This window comes from Plantactinospora sp. GCM10030261 (assembly GCF_042666615.1).
In the GTDB taxonomy this organism is placed as follows: Bacteria; Actinomycetota; Actinomycetes; order Mycobacteriales; family Micromonosporaceae; genus KBS50.
Genome location: NZ_JBHTDD010000006.1, coordinates 206646 through 221211, shown reverse-complemented (window position 1 = coordinate 221211; position 14566 = coordinate 206646). Strand labels below are relative to the sequence as shown.

Here is a 14566-nt window from a genome sequence, read left to right as displayed (position 1 = left end):
GATAGGTTGCCGAGCATGGTGGACGTGGCGGCCGGCAGGGTCGTGGAGATTTGGACCGACGGGGCGTGCAGCGGCAACCCGGGGCCCGGCGGCTGGGGCGCGCTGCTGCGCTACGGCACGCACGAGCGGGAGCTGTGCGGCGGTGAGGCGGCGGCCACCACGAACAACCGGATGGAGCTGATGGCGGCCATCAGTGCGCTGGAGAGCCTCACCCGGCCGTCGGTGGTGGAGCTGCACACCGACAGCACGTACGTGCGCAACGGCATCACGAGCTGGCTCGCCGGGTGGCGGCGCAACGGCTGGTTGACCGCCGGCAAGCAGCCGGTGAAGAACGCCGATCTGTGGCAGCGGCTGTCCGCCGCGTGCGCCCGGCACACGGTGACCTGGCACTGGGTCAAGGGGCACAGCGGCCACCCGGAGAACGACCGCGCCGACGCGCTGGCCAACCGCGGCATGACCGAGGCCCGTGCCGTGGTCCCGTCGTAGGACGGAACCACGGCACGGCGGGGCTCACCACGGCACGGCCGGTCTCACCACGGCACGGCCGGTTCGCAAGCGGCCGGGTTCTTGGCATAGGCGTCCTGGTACACCTGGTGCGCCAGGGGATTGACGAGGTTGCCCGACGGATCCACGTAGCACCGGCCGACCGGTTGACTGAGGGCTGGGCGCCGGTCGATCTCCGTTCCGCCGGCGTCATAGCTGATCAGCATGCCGGCGCCGGGCTTGACCCGGCCCGCACTGAACACGACGAAGGTCCCATCGACGATCCGCGCGCTGCTCCGATGGCCGGCTCCCTGGTCGAGGACCACCGAATCGACCTGCTTGCCGACCCGACCGGCCGCGTGGACGTACCCCCCGGACGTGTCCGTCGACCTGGCATCCTCCACCGAGATCGGCCCCGGCAGCCAGGGTGAGGCGTCCAGAACCCCGAGGCTGACGACCCCCCAGGCACCGGGGGCGAACTCTCGCGGCTCCGGGCCGTCGATGACGCCGGGTCCCACGAGGCAGTAGAGGAGCTGGGACTGCGCCCGGTAGATGACGGTGCCACCGCTGCCGGGTTGCTCGGTGTAGTTGAGCAGCGTCGGCCGCGAGTCGCCCGGCCAATTGATCATCGGTCCGCGGGGACCATCGTCGCGGGCGGTTCGGAGGCACTGCCGGCCGGCGGTACGCGCGTTGTCCGACAACACCTCGTCACCGAGTGCGTACACCTGCGGGTCGGGGCCGAGACCGGGTCGTCCGACCCCGACCCAGCCGATGGCGGCGCAGGCGACCGTCGCGAGCCCGGCCGCCGCGATGCGTCGCGGCAACCGTCGATGTCCGGCACGGCGGCGCACGTCCGGTTCGGCGACGGCGGAGAGCACCGCTGCCCGCATGCGGGCGTGCCGGCCGGTCGGAATGCTCCGTTCCGGGGGAAGCTGGTCGATGTTGTTCACTCTTTCTCCTCCGTCATGCTCGTCGCCGGACCGCCCTCGGCGGTGACCTCGCTCAGCAGCCGCTTCAACCTGGACCGTGCCTTGCTGACCCGTGCCCGCACCGACCCCTCCGTGATGCCCAGCACCGCCGCCGCGTCGGCGTACGACACCGATGACCAGACGCACAACATGAGGGCCTCCCGTTCGGCGCGGGGCAGCCGGCGGACGGCCCGCAGCACGGTGTGCATGCGGCGCATGTCGTCGACCCGGTCCGCTGCCAGATCGGCCACCTCGACCGCGGCATCCCGCTCGGGCGGCAGTCGCATCAGCGCCGCGAGCCAGCGGCGGGCAGACCGGCGTTCGTCCCGTACGGCGTTGGTCGCCACCGACAGCAGCCAGGGCAGCAGCGAATCGTTGACCAGGCGGACCTGGTCACGCTTGCGCCACGTGATCAGGAACGTCGACTGGGTGGTGTCCTCCGCCGTCGCCCAGGAGGCGGTAAGCCGGAAGCAGTGGTTGTAGACCGCCTTGGAGTGCCGGTCAAAGAGCACCCCGAACGCCTCCGGGTCGCCCTCCAGTGCCTTGGTCCACAGCACAGCGTCGGTGACCTGCACGATTATCGTCACACCTTGTCATGGCCGGCGGAGACCACAACGTTGCCTCCCATCCACCGGGGCGGATGGTGCGCCGTCAGGTCGGCTTCACCGCCGTGCCCAGAGCGTGCGGGGCGGCCGGCACCGGGATTCGCGTCTCCGGGAACCGGTACCGGTCCAGCGCCACCACCAGGAACCCGGCCGCCTCGATCGCCCCGACGGTGTCCCGGCCGGTGTGGCAACCGCCGCACAGCAGCGGCCAGATCGTCGCGTCCAGCGCCCGCTGCGTCCGGCGCAGCCCGCCCGGCCGCTCCGCGCGTACATGCTCCAGGAACCGCAACTGCCCACCCGGCCGCAGCACCCGGCGGGCCTCGGCCAGCGCGGCGGCCTGGTCCGGCACCGAGCAGAGCACCAGCGACAACACCACCGCGTCCGTGTCGCCGTCAGCGGCCGGCAGCGCGTCCGCCACCCCGTCCACCACGGTGATCGGCACCGGCACGTCGGCCGCCGCCCGGTGGGCGGCATCCCGCAGCCGGCGCTCCGGCTCGACCGCCAGCACCTCGGTCACCTCGGCCGGGTAGTGCGGGAAGTTGCGGCCGTTCCCGGCCCCCACCTCGACCACCCGACCGGAGAGCCCGGCCAGCAGCCGCCGCCGGTGCTCGGCCACGCCGGCCTCGTCCATCCGCACGCTGACCCGCTCGAACATCCGGGCGAAGATCGGATGGGACACCCGCGTCCGCGCCATGCCGCCCCCCTTCGATGAACGCACTCTAGGCCGAATGGGAGTCTCGGCGGGGGCACTCGCGAGGTAGCATTGCCCAACCCTGACGTCGGAGGCGTCAGCGGATCGACCGGCACGGCTCGCCCGGAAGGAGTGCGGAGACATGATCATCATTCGTCGCCGGCCCCTGCGAGTACGCCGAGTAGCCATCCGCGTCGCCTGACGCGGTTATCTTCAGGCTTTTCACTTCCAGGCTTTCCCGTTCGGCGCCGCCGCGCCGTGGTGCCACCGCACCAGCGCGCGCGCCGCGCCGGCTTCGTCGTTTCCTTCTGCCGGAGAGGCGTACTCCTGCCATGCCCACCGACAAGCGCACCCACGCGCGACCCGACACACCGTCCACGACCGGCCCCGACGCCGTCACCACACCGCCCTACGACCACACCGCGGTCGAGCGCGCGGCCCGCGAACTCTGGGAAACCCACGACATCCACCGGTACGACCCCGCCGCGACCGGCCCGGTGTTCAGCGTCGACACCCCGCCGCCGTACGTGTCGGCGTCCCACCTGCACGTCGGCCACGCCATGAGCTACTCGCAGCCCGACTTCGTCGTCCGGTACCGGCGGATGCGCGGCGACCGGATCTTCTACCCGATGGGCTTCGACGACAACGGCCTGCCCACCGAGCGGTACGTGGAGAAGAAGTACGGCATCCGGGCGGCCGACCTGCCGCGGGCCGAGTTCGTCGCCATGTGCCTGGCCGAGACCCGGGAGACCGCCGGCCGGTACGCCGACCTGTGGCGCCGCCTCGGCCTGTCCGTGGACTGGGCGCTGTCGTACTCCACGATCGACGAGCGCTGCCGGCGTACCGCACAGGGAGCCTTCACCGCCCTGTACGCCGCGGGTCACGTGCGGCGCGCCACCGACCCGATCCTGTGGTGCCCGGAATGCCGCACCTCGCTGGCCCAGGCCGACATCGACGACCTCACGCGTACCGGGAAGATCTACGACATCCGGTTCGCGCCCGGCGGCACCCCGCCGCCCACTCCCGCCACCCCCGACCTCACCATCGCGACGACGCGGCCGGAACTGCTGCCCGGCTGCGTGGCGCTGTACTGCCACCCGGCCGACGACCGGTACGCGACCCTCGTCGGCGGCACCGCCCGGGTGCCGCTGTTCGACCACGAGGTGCCGATCCTGGCCGACGAGGCGGTGGATCCCGATTTCGGCACCGGACTCATGATGGCTTGCACGTTCGGCGACGGCGAGGACGTGACCCGCTGGCGGCGGGACGGGCTCGACCTGCGGATGGTGCTCGGCCCGGACGGGCGGCTCACCGACACCGCCGGCGAGCTCGCGGGGCTGCCGGTCACCGCGGCCCGGACCGCGATCACCCGGCGGCTGGCCGAGCACGACGCGCTCGGTGCCACCCGGTCGTTGCGGCAGGTCGTGGGGGTGCACGAGCGGTGCGGCACGCCGGTGGAGTTCCAGATCCGACCGCAGTGGTTCGTGGCGGTGCGCGAGCGGCGGGACGCCCTGCTGGCCCGGGCCCGCGAACTGACCTGGGTGCCGCCGTTCATGCGCCGCCGGCTGGAGGACTGGATCACCGGCCTGAAGTGGGACTGGAACATCAGCCGGCAGCGGCACTACGGCGTGCCGTTCCCGGTGTGGTACTGCGCCGACTGCGACCGGGAGATCCTGGCCGAGCCGGCCGCGCTGCCGGTCGACCCGGTCAGCGACCCGCCGCCGGTGACCGCCTGCCCCGACTGCGGGGGTGGCGAGCTGCGACCCGAGACGGACGTGCTGGACACCTGGATGACCTCGTCACTCAGCCCGCAGATCAACGACGGCTGGGCGGCCCGCGGCTTCACCGGCGACGGGCCGGTGGCGACGATGAGCCTGCGGGTGCAGGGTTTCGAGATCATCCGTACCTGGCTGTTCTACACGCTCGTGCAGTCCCACCTGCTGGCCGACCGGCTGCCGTGGACCGCCGCGATGATCTCCGGTTGGGGCCTCAACGAGCAGGGTAAGAAGATCTCCAAGCGGGACCTCGACGCCTCCACCGCCGACGGCTTCAACCGGTACGTCCCCGACCAGGTGATCGAGCGCTACGGGGCGGACGCGTTGCGGCTCTGGGCGACTCGGGCCCGGGTCGGCAACGACCTGCGATACCACGAGAAGGATGTGCGGACCGGCCGCAAGCTGGCGGTCAAACTGTGGAACGTGGGCCGGTTCGTCGAGCTGCACGCGGGCACCGCCGACCCCGCCAACCCGCCGACGCTCGCCGACCGGACCGCCGTGGACCGGTGGGTGCTGTCCCACCTGGCCGACACGGTCCGCGACACCACGGCGGCCTTCGATGAGTACGACTACACGCAGGCGTACCGGTCCGTCTCGACGTTCTTCTGGTCGATCCTCTGCGACCGGTACATCGAGCTGGTCAAGACCCGGTTCACCAACCCGGCCGAACACACCGACGCCGAACGCGCGGCGGCCCGCGCCACGCTGCGCGAGGTCTACCGAACCGTGCTGGGACTGCTCGCCCCGTTCGCGCCGTTCGTCACCGAGGACCAGTACCAGCGGCTGTTCCGGACCGACGCCGACCCGGTCAGCCTGCACCTGACCCGGTGGCCGGACCGCCGGCCGGAATGGACGGCGGCGTCCCAGACGACGGACCGGGTCGGGGTGGACCGACTGGTGACCGTGCTCGACGCGGTGCGCGCGTTGCGTACCCGGCACCGGCTCGGTGGCGGGGCACCGATCGACGCCCTGGTGCTCGACGCCCGGACCCCGGACGCCGAGGCGCTGGCCGACGCCACCGCCGAGGCGCTGCGCGCGGCGGCTCGGGCCCGGTCCGTGCGCCGGGCACCGGCGGACACCGCCAGCGGGGTGGACGACCTGTACGTCGCCATCGTGCCGTAGAGCCAGAATCCGGGGGTGTGTGCCCCCGGGGTGTGTGCCCCCGGGGTGTGTGCCGGTTGCCGGTGTGGGGGACGTACCGCTGCCGGCGTACCGGATGGGCCAGTGCCGGTGAGGGTGCGCTCCTGGGATAGTGGGAGTAACGCTGTGCGTGCCGGTCAGCCCGCCCGGCGGTCTCCCGCTGGTCGACCCGTCCGACGACCGGCCGCTGGTCGGCCCGCCAGACGACCGACCCGACTCGACTGAGGTGCCATGGCCCGACTGGAACTGGACCGGGACGCCGCCGACCGGACGTTTCCGGCGACCCGGGGCGACGAGGTGGTGCTCGCCCTGCCCGAGACGCCCACCTCCGGCTACCGGTGGTCCCTTGACGCGTACGACCCTCAGGTGCTCAGCCTCGCTGGCGACGACTTCCAGCCGGCGGCCGGAGGCGCCATGGGGGGCGGGGGAGTCCGCACCTTCCGGTTCGTCGCCCGCGGCGCCGGCGCCACACGGATCCGCCTGGCGCGGCGGCGGCCGTGGGAGGCCACCGGCGGTGCCGAGCGGTTCGAGACCACGATCGACGTCGGTCCACGCTGACGCGAGGCGGTCAGCCGTCCAGGAACAGGCAGAAGGGGTGGCCGGCCGGGTCCAGGTAGACCCGCACGTCATCCTGGGGCTGGAAGGTTGCGAGGGTGGCCCCGGTTGCCTCCGCGTGGGCCCCCGCCGCGTCCAGGTCGTCCACCGCGATGTCCAGATGCGCCATCATCCCCGGGTCGCCCGGACCGGCCGGCCACACCGGCCGGACGTACGCCGGCTCGGTCTGGAAGGACAGGGCGGCGCCGCCGCCGGGTGCGCGCAGGGCCACCCAGTCAGGCTCGTCCTGCCGCCGCTCCCAGCCCAGCAGTCGCTGGTAGAAGGCCGCAAGCTCGCGAGCGTCGGGTGCGTCGAGCACGGTGGCGCGCAACGCCAGGCGTGGGTCGGGCATCGTCTCCTCCTCGGTCGGATCGGCCCACCATAGGCTGGCCCACCGACATCGGAGGCGGCCCGCCATAGGCTGGCCCACCGACATCGAGGGCGGCCCGCCAGAGTTTGGCCCACCGACATCGACGGCGTCCCGTCAGAATTTGGCCCACCGACATCGAGGGTGGCCGCGATAGGTCGGCACTCCGACATCGGCGGACGTCCCGGCGAGACATCGGCTTCGATACGCTCGACGGCTCAAGATCCGCGCGGCGGGTGCGGGTGTCGAGTCGACCGGGGGGCCCGTGAGCGAGCAGGTGCCGACGCAGCGCGCAGCGGCGGATCGGGGGCACGCGGCGCGGCCGGACGCGACGCCACCGGCTCCGGACTCTGCGGAGGCGACATCACCGGACCCGGACTCTACGGACACGACGCCACCGGCCCCGGACGCTACGAACGCCACGCCACCGGACTCGGACCGGCGGGACTCGGGGGCACCGAGAGCCGCCACGGAATCCACGCCGGGCCAACCTCGGACCCGGGTGGCCTCCTGGTGCGCCCGGATCGTGGAGTCCCGCCCGTTCGAGATCCTGATCGTCATCGTGATCGGCGCCAACGCCGTGGTCCTCGGCGTCGAGACATACCCCCACCTGGTGGCGGCGAAGCCGTGGCTACACGGGCTGGAGTACGTCTTCCGGGCCGTCTTCATCGTCGAGATCGCCATCCGGGTGGTGGCGCACGGCCGGCGTCCGCAGGACTTCTTCCGGCACGGCTGGAACGTCTTCGACTTCGCCGTGATCGCCGCCGTGTTCATCCCCGGCCTGCACGGTGACACGGCGGCGTTGCGGGTGGTCCGCATCGCCCGGGTGCTGAGGCTGGTGCGCTTCTCGCCGGGGCTGCGCACCATCGTCGCGGCGCTGCTGCGCAGCCTGCCCGGAGTCGGCGGCTTCCTCGCCCTGGCCATGGTCACCCTGTACGTCTACGGCATGGCCGGCTGGCTGATCTTCGCCGACGAGTACCCGGACAAGTACGGCACCATCGGCCGCGCCGTGCTGACCCTGTTCGTGCTGCTCTCCCTGGAGACGCTGCCGGACCTCGTGGCACAGGGCCTGGACGTGTCCCCGTGGACGTTGATCTACTACGTCAGCTACGTCATCATCACCGTCAACCTGCTGCTCAACATCCTGATTGCGGTCATCGTCAACTCGATGGAGGAGGCCCGCCGGCTGGAGATGACCGAGCGGATGGCTGCCGACTACGACGTCGACGGCGACGGCGTACCGGACGAGATCGACCGGATCGCGATCAGCCAGCGGCTGGACGACCTACGGGCGGTCCTGGCCGAACTGGAACGGGAACTACGCGTCGACCGGGACGACGCGCGACGCACCCACGACGGCGGCTGACCGCCGCCGCGGCGGTGGACCGAGGGGTCCTGCGTATGGTGGCGGGATGACGGCACCCACCGATGACCAGTGGTTCGACGCGGTGCGTGAGGTCCTCAACTGGTCGCACCAGTGGCGACCGGAGGACCTCGCGGGGGGCGTCGCGCGGGCGGCCGGGCGCCTCGGCATCGACACCCGGGTCTACCTCGTCGACCACGAGCAACGGTCACTGCGGGCACTCCCGCAGCCCGGCGCCGCCGACCGGGCTGAGCTGCCGGTGGACGAAACGGACGCCGGTCGGGCGTACACCACGGTCCGATCCGTGCCGGCACCGTCGGCCGAGGGGAACCGGTGCTGGGTGCCCATGGTGAACGGCACCGACCGCCTCGGCGTGATGGAGTTCGTGCTGCCCGCCGGGCTGGACGCGGAGGCGATGCCGGTCCGGCGCCGTTGCGAGACGGTGGCCGGGCTGGTCGGCCACCTGGTCACCACCACCCTGCCGCGCGGCGACGGGCTGCACCTGGCCCGCCGCACCGGACCCATGACGGTCGGGACCGAACTGCTCGGCGCCCTGGTGCCGCCGCTCACCGTGAGCTTCGACGAGATCGTGATCAGTGCCACCCTGGAGCCTCGGTACGACGTGGGCGGCGACGGCTTCGACTACGCCCTGGACGGTCGGCGACCCCGGTTCGCGATCCTGGACGCGGCCGGCCGGGGACTGCGGGCCGGTCTCGCCTGCGCGGTGGCGCTTGCCGCGATCCGGGCCACCCGGCGGTCCGGCGGAGACCTGCGACGACAGGCCGCCGCCGCGGACGACAACCTGCGGGAGCAGTTCCCGGACGCCCGGTTCGCCACCGCCGTACTGGCCGAACTGGATCTTGATACCGGGATGCTGCGGTATGTGAACGCCGGTCACCCGCCGCCGCTGCTGCTGCGCGCCGGGCGGGTGGTGCGCCGGCTCGACGGCGGCCGGCGGGTGCCGCTGGGCATCGGCGACGGCACACCGGTCGAGTACGGGGAGGAACGCCTCGAACCGGACGATCGGCTCCTGCTCTACACCGACGGGGTGACCGAGGCGCGCACCCCGGACGGGGACCAGTTCGGCGTGGACCGGCTGGTCGGCATGGCGGAGGACGGCCACCGGGCGGGTCTCGCCCCGCCCGAGACGCTGCGCCGGCTGTCCCGTGCGATCCTGGAACACCAGCAGTCCCCGCCGGCCGACGACGCCACCTTGATGCTTGTCGAGTGGTCTTCCCGCGCGGCGCGGCGTAGCGTGCCGACAGCGGTCGTCGAGTCGAAGGGATGAGCGGGCCGAGCATGATGGAACAGATCCTCGACGTGACCGTTCGACAGGTCTCCGCGGACACCCGGATACTGGAGGCGGCCGGCGAGATCGACCACGACAGTTGCGGCGACCTGCGCCAGGCGATCAGCCGGGCTCTTGCCGACGGCTGTCACCGGCTCGTGCTGGACCTGACCCAGGTCACCTTCTGCGACTCCGGCGGCCTGAGCACCTTCGTCGACGCTCACCGGCGCACCACCGCCGAGGGCGGCTGGTTCCGGCTCGCCGCTCCTCGCCGGCTGGTCCGCGACGTCCTGACCGCCACCAACCTCGACGGCTACCTGGTGGTGCGCGACACCGTCGACGACGCTCTCACCGCCGGGAGCTGACGACCGCCGAGACGACGCTCTCACCGCCGGGAGCTGGCGACCGCCGAGACGACGCTGGCGCCCGCGGGAGCTGACGACCGCCGAGACGACGCTGGCGAGCCCCCGGGCGGCGGGAGGCGGTTCCCCCGTCACGGGGAGGCCCGGCCGGCCAGGCCCGGCCTACGGTGCCGGCATGGACCACCGTGAGCGCCCGCCCGCCGGATCCCCGCCCCGCCTCGTCGCCGCCGCATCCGCGCTGCTCGCGCTGCTGGTCGCAGCCGTCGGCGGGTGGTGGCTGGCACGCCCGGCGAGCTATCCGTTCGGTCCCGCGGACCCGGTCACGGTGTCGGTCACCCACCTGATCGGTCCTCGGAGCGGCGGCGTGCTGCTGCTGGTCGCCGCGGCCGCCGGGTTGGCCGCCGCCGGGTTGGCCGCCACCGGACGGCGCCCCGGCGCGGCGACCACCTGGATCGCCGGGGCGCTCGTCGCGGCCGAAGCGGTGTTCTTCGGCGGGGTGATGGCCGACGTCACGATGCTTGTCGGCCTGGCCTACGGCCTTGCCCTGACCAGCCCGCTCACCGTCCTGGCGACGGTGGCGGTGGCCTGCGTCCGCCGCGAGCGCGCCGGCTACCTGGCCGCCGCGACACTTGTCGCGCTGGCCGCCGCCGGAATCGGCACCGGTTTCCTCACCGCAGGTTCGATGACCCGGTTCGCCCGTAACGTGCTGCGCGGCTTCGCCGCCTACGACGAACGGATGGCCTGGGGGCTGGCGATGGCTGCCGTCGCCGCGGGCTGGGCACTACTGACGTACCAACTGCTTCGCCGAGCCGTGCCGTGGCACGGTGCGGGACGACTCCCGCGCGGCCTCACCCCGGCCGGTGCCCGTGGGTGGGGCCGGATCGTCACGGTCGCCGCGGCCCTGTGCCCGCTGCCGTACGGGTTGGTCCGGTTGACCTGGCTCACGCCCTGGCCGGTCGGCCTGCTCGCCAGCGAGGACAACCCGGCGGTACGGATGCAGGGGGCGGGCCTGGGACTGGCCGCGGTCGGCGGTTCGCTGCTCACCCTCGGGCTGATCATGCGCTGGGGCGAGGTGTTCCCGAGCTGGGTGCCGATGGTGGGGGGCCGTGCCGTACCGGTCAAGCTGGCCGTCATTCCGGGAGGGTTGGTCGCCGCCGCCGTCTGCGTCGCGGCGCCCGGCTTCGTGGTGGCCAGCGTGCAGAGTGACGGCATGGGCGTCGGTCTCGCCCTCGCTCTGCTGCTCTTCCCGTTTCCGGTGTGGGGGCCGCTGCTGGCCGCCGCCGTGTTCGCGTACCGCCTGCGGCGCGGCACAGCCAGCCGTGCCGGCCACGCCGCCACCGCCCCTCGCCCGGCCTGGTCGACCCGTCGGTCGAAACTCACGTAGCGGCTGGACCGGTGCTGGGTGACCTGGTGGGGCGGCTGAGCAACAGGTCGGCGGCGCGGGCGATGACCTGCGCCCGGCTGCGGCCGCCGTGGTCGGCGGCGAGGAAGTGTTCACCGATCGCGACGCAGAAGGCGAGCAGGCTGCGGGCCTCGACCTCGTCGGCGTCGGAGCAGAAGGTGCCGATCATCTCGCGCAGCAGAGCCATGCGCCGGTTGTCCACCCGCCGCAGGCGCGCGGCGACGGCCTCGTCGCGCCGGGCCCAGTCGCGGATCGCGAGATCGATCGGCAGCAGGCGGTCACCGGAGAAGGTGAGCACGCCGGCGCGGTGGATCTTGGTTTTCGGATCGCCGCCCTCGCTCTCGACACGGTCGATCACCTCGTCGACACTTTCCCGCTCCCAGGCGTCCAGCATCGCCTCCAGTAGCGCGTCGCGGTCGGCGAAGAATCCGTAGAACCCACCCTTGGTGACGTTCAGTTTCCTCGCCAACGCCTCGACGCGAACCCCATCGGGGCCACCGGCGGCCAGCGCCCGCAGCCCTTCCTCGATCCACGTGTCCCGTGGAGTGCGGGTCGCGCCCACGACGTGCTCCACCTCACTCTCATGTATACGCCACCGTATAAGTTCGCTAGGGTGGTTCTATACGGCATCGTATACATGATCGGAGACGCGGGATGACCATCGGCCTTGTCGAGCGTGTCGTGGGACCGCACAACATCCCCGAGTCCGTCCGCGCACTCTGCTCGCTGGCTGACGTCCACTACGCCGACCAGTTCACCCTGGCCACCGATGTCGACGTGACACCGGAACAGTGGGCTCGGGCGATGTTCGGCGACGTCCCCAGCGCCGCTGAGTTGCTGATCTGGCGCGTTCTGCTCGGCTTGCGACTCAGCCGGGGACCGTCGCCGTCCACGGTCGCCGGATGGCGGATCGGCGACCGCGGCGACGGCTGGATCCGGATCGAGGCCTCGTCCTGGTTCCTGACCGCACAACTCCTCGTGGCGACCGCCGGTGGACGGGTGACGCTGGGGACCTTCCTGCGCTACGACCGGCGCCTGGCCCACGGCGTGTGGCCCCCGTTGTCCGCCATCCATCGCCGACTGGCACCCGGGCTGCTCCGCGACACCGCAGCCCGAGCAGCGGGCCGCCCTCGCGCGTGACCGTCAGCGGCCCTTGCGCGTGACCGTCAGCCGACCTCGCGCGTGACCGTCAGCGGCCGCCGGTCGGAAAGAGACGGCCGACCCATTGAACCTTTCCGCCCGCCGATCCGAACCCTTAACTGGACAGCCGTGTCGGGGGACCGGTGGGTGACTCGTGGGAGGAGATCTGGTGGTGCTTCCCGTGCTGATCCGGGCGCTGGGGGCGCTCGGCGTCGCGCTGCTCGGTGTGCTGATGTGGGCCGGGCCCGCACTGGCGGACGTGTCGGTGAGCCCGGACCGGGGCAGCCGTGGCGACGCGGCCGCGCTGACCCTGCGGGTCACCGAGGATCGGCCGGGCGCGCATACCACCCGGATCGAGGTACGCATCCCGGAGCAGACCCCGGTCGGCGAGGTCTTTCCGATGTCGGTGGACGGGTGGGGGCCCACCATCACCTCCCGCAAGGCCAACCAGCCGGTGCCGGGTCTGCACCGGCCGTCGGTCACCGACATCGTCTCGTCCATCACCTGGGTCCGTACCGAACCGCCGACAGGGCCGAACCGGGTCACCGACCTGCGGATCTCGCTGGGACCGCTGCCGGACGCGGACCGGCTGGTGCTCCCGGTGGTCCAGACGTACTCCGACGGCACGGTAGTCACCTGGGCGGACCCGCCGGGCGGCGCGCACCCCGCCCCGGTGATCACGCTGACGCCGGGCCAGCCCGGCGGCGGACACGGCGCGCACGGGTCGGCGGGAGGTCCGATGGACCATCGGGCCGTGGCCGGCCAGCAGGTGCCCGAGGAGGACCTCCCGACGGACGGACTCGGCCTGGCTGGCCAGATCGGCGTGGCGCTGGGCGGTGGCCTGGTGGCCGGCGCCGCGGTCGGCGGCGGATACCTGCTGCTCCGACGGCGCCGCCCCGATGGAACGGACGATGAGGCCGCGGAAGGCAGCACGGCCGAGGATGCCGCGACGAACGACGGCGATGCTGCTCCGGCGGCGGCTGTCGACGCCGGCACCGACCCGGACGACCCGGCGGGCGACGACGGGTCGACCGGGCGCGAACCAGCCGGTGAGCGCCCGACCGGCGCGCTCACCGGCGGCGGCAGCACCTGGCGACTGCGGGAGTGACGCCACCGGCGAGCCGCTGGCCCTGACCGCACCTTCGCCGGTGCGGCGGGGGGTCAGCGGGGCAGCGCGCTCGGGAAGCGGGCGACGTACCGACGCTGCCAGGGGGTCTCCACGGCGCGCGGATGGTAGTGCCGCCGGACGAAGGCCACCGCCTCGCCGGGCGGCACGCCGTCGAGGACCGCCAGGCAGGCAAGCGCGGTGCCGGTACGCCCCCGACCGCCGCCGCACGCGATCTCGGCGCGGTCGGTGGCGGCGCGTTCCCAGGTGTCGCTCAACACGCGGTACGCGGCGTCCCGGTCGCTGGGCAGCCGGAAGTCCGGCCAGCGTAGCCACTCGCTGTGCCACGGCACCGACGGAGGCGCCGAACCGAGCAGGTACAGACCGAAGGTTGGCATAGGCCCGTCCGGCAACCCGTCGCGCAGCCCCCGGCCGCGTACCAACCGGCCTGACGGTAACCGCAACACGCCCGGGGCGGCAGGCTCCCATGACTCCGTCACCCTCCGAGCCTAGCGGTGCCCTGTTCGGTGGTGTCATCGGTGCTCGACCCGGACGACGCCGTCAGGCGCTGACCCGGGCACTCAGAGTGGCGAGTCCGGCGCCTGTGAGATCCGCCAGCGCATCGGGCCGCCCCGCCGTGGCCATCAACAAGCCTTCCAGCGGGCCGGCGACCTCGGGGCCTTCGCCGGCGGTCCACTCCGCGTCGGTGGCGATGAGCTTCAGTCCGGCGGCGTTCCGTTTCGCGGGCAGGGCGGGGGCCCGGAGGGCGAAGCGGAGGGCAGGGAGAAGCCGGTCCGCGGGGATGCTCCGGGGCCGTCCCAAGGCGCGGCGGATGTCCTGCTGATGGATGGTGCAGTCGGTGAGGGCGATGCCGCCCCCGAGCATCGACGTCACCCCGCGGGGTCGAAGGTTGCGCGCCACGAGGTCGACGACCCGATCGGTGTCGAGCCCGTCGTATGTCCGCAGGACGATGTCGTTGATCCTGGGCAGCCGCAGCCGCCCGCGTAGGAAGCACGCCACGAGAGCGGGTGGTGGCAGTTCGTCATAGCTGACGACGTGGACCGCGACATCCCGGACCGACCAGCCGACGCACAGCGACTCGGTTGACCACTGCGGCGGATCGAGACTCCGCAGCAGATCGGCGAGCTCGGCCCGCTCCTGTTCGGCGAGGGCGATCAGGTCAGGCCTCGTCATGTGGCGTCCTCCTTCGGTCGAGGTTCGTGCCCGTCGGCATGGTTTCTGGCTCGCCGGACCGTTCGTGGGGTCTGTCCCTGGCGCGGGTG

Annotated in this window: 16 protein-coding genes; 9 read left to right on the top strand and 7 right to left on the bottom strand. The window is 72.7% G+C overall.

The genetic code is table 11. The features are described 5' to 3' along the window. Positions 1–15 precede the first annotated feature (15 nt). The gene (gene rnhA / locus ACFQUZ_RS10310; RefSeq protein WP_377440599.1) at positions 16–486 is read left to right on the top strand and encodes a ribonuclease HI; all 471 of its coding nucleotides are present in this window, start codon (positions 16–18) and stop codon (positions 484–486) included. Positions 487–530: 44 nt separating this feature from the next. On the opposite strand, the gene ACFQUZ_RS10305 is transcribed toward rnhA, so the two are convergent. From ACFQUZ_RS10305 to ACFQUZ_RS10295, 3 genes are all read right to left on the bottom strand, one after another. Continuing rightward, complete coding sequence (locus tag ACFQUZ_RS10305; RefSeq protein ID WP_377440598.1) at positions 531–1433, bottom strand: hypothetical protein; 903 nt, start codon at positions 1431–1433, stop codon at positions 531–533. Continuing rightward, positions 1430–2026, bottom strand: a complete 597-nt coding sequence (locus ACFQUZ_RS10300) for an RNA polymerase sigma factor (RefSeq protein ID WP_377440596.1) — start codon at positions 2024–2026, stop codon at positions 1430–1432. Before ACFQUZ_RS10300 ends, ACFQUZ_RS10305 begins: the two co-directional genes overlap by 4 nt. 76 nt (positions 2027–2102) lie before the next feature. After that, positions 2103–2750: a methyltransferase domain-containing protein gene (locus tag ACFQUZ_RS10295; RefSeq protein WP_377440594.1), complete on the bottom strand. Its 648-nt coding sequence runs from the start codon at positions 2748–2750 to the stop codon at positions 2103–2105. Between the two features lie 329 nt (positions 2751–3079). Here ACFQUZ_RS10295 and ACFQUZ_RS10290 point away from each other — a divergent pair, with 329 nt between their 5' ends. Further along, a complete protein-coding gene (locus ACFQUZ_RS10290) occupies positions 3080–5644 on the top strand; it encodes a valine--tRNA ligase (protein WP_377440592.1) in 2565 nt (854 codons plus the stop codon). A 249-nt stretch (positions 5645–5893) separates the two neighbouring features. After that, the gene (locus ACFQUZ_RS10285; protein ID WP_377440591.1) at positions 5894–6220 is read left to right on the top strand and encodes a protease inhibitor I42 family protein; all 327 of its coding nucleotides are present in this window, start codon (positions 5894–5896) and stop codon (positions 6218–6220) included. A 10-nt stretch (positions 6221–6230) separates the two neighbouring features. Here ACFQUZ_RS10285 and ACFQUZ_RS10280 read toward each other — a convergent pair whose 3' ends face one another. Then, positions 6231–6608, bottom strand: coding sequence for a VOC family protein (locus tag ACFQUZ_RS10280; RefSeq protein WP_377440589.1), 378 nt, complete (start codon positions 6606–6608; stop codon positions 6231–6233). A gap of 517 nt (positions 6609–7125) precedes the next feature. Here ACFQUZ_RS10280 and ACFQUZ_RS10275 point away from each other — a divergent pair. The 4 genes from ACFQUZ_RS10275 (at position 7126) to ACFQUZ_RS10260 (ending at position 11020) form a co-directional block, all read left to right on the top strand. Further along, positions 7126–7989, top strand: coding sequence for an ion transporter (locus ACFQUZ_RS10275; RefSeq protein ID WP_377440586.1), 864 nt, complete (start codon positions 7126–7128; stop codon positions 7987–7989). A gap of 46 nt (positions 7990–8035) precedes the next feature. Further along, positions 8036–9274: a PP2C family protein-serine/threonine phosphatase gene (locus tag ACFQUZ_RS10270; protein WP_377440584.1), complete on the top strand. Its 1239-nt coding sequence runs from the start codon at positions 8036–8038 to the stop codon at positions 9272–9274. After that, positions 9271–9639, top strand: a complete 369-nt coding sequence (locus ACFQUZ_RS10265) for an STAS domain-containing protein (protein ID WP_377440582.1) — start codon at positions 9271–9273, stop codon at positions 9637–9639. The genes ACFQUZ_RS10270 and ACFQUZ_RS10265 overlap by 4 nt, the downstream gene beginning before the upstream one ends. A gap of 172 nt (positions 9640–9811) precedes the next feature. Further along, positions 9812–11020, top strand: a complete 1209-nt coding sequence (locus tag ACFQUZ_RS10260; protein WP_377440581.1) for a hypothetical protein — start codon at positions 9812–9814, stop codon at positions 11018–11020. Here the strand turns inward: ACFQUZ_RS10260 and ACFQUZ_RS10255 are convergent. Beyond that, on the bottom strand, positions 11013–11612 hold the full coding sequence (locus tag ACFQUZ_RS10255; RefSeq protein ID WP_377440579.1) for a TetR/AcrR family transcriptional regulator: 600 nt from the start codon (positions 11610–11612) through the stop codon (positions 11013–11015). The genes ACFQUZ_RS10260 and ACFQUZ_RS10255 overlap by 8 nt on opposite strands. A gap of 80 nt (positions 11613–11692) precedes the next feature. Between ACFQUZ_RS10255 and ACFQUZ_RS10250 the strand changes: the two genes are divergently transcribed. Both ACFQUZ_RS10250 and ACFQUZ_RS10245 read left to right on the top strand, forming a co-directional pair. After that, positions 11693–12178, top strand: a complete 486-nt coding sequence (locus ACFQUZ_RS10250) for a hypothetical protein (protein WP_377440577.1) — start codon at positions 11693–11695, stop codon at positions 12176–12178. 169 nt (positions 12179–12347) lie between these two features. Continuing rightward, on the top strand, positions 12348–13286 hold the full coding sequence (locus ACFQUZ_RS10245) for a YcnI family protein (RefSeq protein WP_377440575.1): 939 nt from the start codon (positions 12348–12350) through the stop codon (positions 13284–13286). A 53-nt stretch (positions 13287–13339) separates the two neighbouring features. Here ACFQUZ_RS10245 and ACFQUZ_RS10240 read toward each other — a convergent pair whose 3' ends face one another. Together ACFQUZ_RS10240 and ACFQUZ_RS10235 are read right to left on the bottom strand one after the other, a co-directional pair. Further along, positions 13340–13783 carry a protein-tyrosine phosphatase family protein gene (locus ACFQUZ_RS10240; RefSeq protein WP_377440573.1) on the bottom strand — a complete coding sequence of 148 codons (444 nt, stop codon included), beginning with the start codon at positions 13781–13783 and terminating at the stop codon, positions 13340–13342. 61 nt (positions 13784–13844) lie between these two features. Continuing rightward, entirely contained in the window at positions 13845–14477 is a 633-nt protein-coding gene (locus ACFQUZ_RS10235) for a maleylpyruvate isomerase family mycothiol-dependent enzyme (protein WP_377440571.1), read from the bottom strand. Between the last annotated feature and the right edge of the window lie 89 nt (positions 14478–14566).

Bases quoted from the DNA above. Each gene is read 5' to 3' on its own strand.
- rnhA (WP_377440599.1), top strand. From the start codon at position 16: ATGGTGGACGTGGCGGCCGGCAGGGTCGTGGAGATTTGGACCGACGGG.
- ACFQUZ_RS10295 (WP_377440594.1), bottom strand. From the start codon at position 2,750: ATGGCGCGGACGCGGGTGTCCCATCCGATCTTCGCCCGGATGTTCGAG.
- ACFQUZ_RS10290 (WP_377440592.1), top strand. From the start codon at position 3,080: ATGCCCACCGACAAGCGCACCCACGCGCGACCCGACACACCGTCCACG.
- ACFQUZ_RS10285 (WP_377440591.1), top strand. From the start codon at position 5,894: ATGGCCCGACTGGAACTGGACCGGGACGCCGCCGACCGGACGTTTCCG.
- ACFQUZ_RS10280 (WP_377440589.1), bottom strand. From the start codon at position 6,608: ATGCCCGACCCACGCCTGGCGTTGCGCGCCACCGTGCTCGACGCACCC.
- ACFQUZ_RS10270 (WP_377440584.1), top strand. From the start codon at position 8,036: ATGACGGCACCCACCGATGACCAGTGGTTCGACGCGGTGCGTGAGGTC.
- ACFQUZ_RS10265 (WP_377440582.1), top strand. From the start codon at position 9,271: ATGAGCGGGCCGAGCATGATGGAACAGATCCTCGACGTGACCGTTCGA.
- ACFQUZ_RS10260 (WP_377440581.1), top strand. From the start codon at position 9,812: ATGGACCACCGTGAGCGCCCGCCCGCCGGATCCCCGCCCCGCCTCGTC.
- ACFQUZ_RS10250 (WP_377440577.1), top strand. From the start codon at position 11,693: ATGACCATCGGCCTTGTCGAGCGTGTCGTGGGACCGCACAACATCCCC.
- ACFQUZ_RS10235 (WP_377440571.1), bottom strand. From the start codon at position 14,477: ATGACGAGGCCTGACCTGATCGCCCTCGCCGAACAGGAGCGGGCCGAG.